The organism is Oleiphilus sp. HI0123, from assembly GCF_001635315.1.
Genome location: NZ_LWGE01000586.1, coordinates 1 through 557, shown reverse-complemented (window position 1 = coordinate 557; position 557 = coordinate 1). Strand labels below are relative to the sequence as shown.

General features: G+C 43.8%; 1 pseudogene. It reads right to left on the bottom strand.

The features are described 5' to 3' along the window. Positions 1-557 (bottom strand): annotated as a pseudogene (locus A3761_RS27035) (response regulator); the annotation flags it as partial.

Sequence of the window (557 nt, the reverse complement as noted above, 5' to 3'; positions counted from 1 at the left end):
TCTTCTGCAGTTTCGCGCGTGATTTCATGAGCTTGTTTTATTGCGTCACCCTGTAAGCGTTGCCAAAACTCAGTGTCCATAGATTGGCTAGAGCTAAGGTGCTCTTTTAATTCTTCAATTTGTACAGGGTCTAAGCCTGTATGAGCTTTGCTATCCAGAAGCTCTTGCTTAAATTCAGTGAGTTGGTTTCCTAAAAACAGACTTACTTCTGCAGCAACTTCCTCTTTAATGGACTCAGTTTTCTTATTAATTTCGTTGACGTATTCATCCATGATGCCTTTTAAGTGATCCTGCTGCTCTTGCTTTGAATCACTCAGGATGCGTTTGACATGATCGTATTGCTCGTCGAATAGACTGGATAGGAGCTCGTGAAGGCGGTTGTTAACATTCGCTTTTACGGCTGATCGAGCGACTTGTTCAATGATATCAGACGAAGCTTCGACACTCGGCGCTGCGGCAGGTTTGTCTTGAAGTTCGTCCGGAAGCTCAGTTTTGCTGATTTTACCAAGTTGAGCCTGTTCCTGATCACTAAGAGAGATAGAAATCGCAGGTTTGGG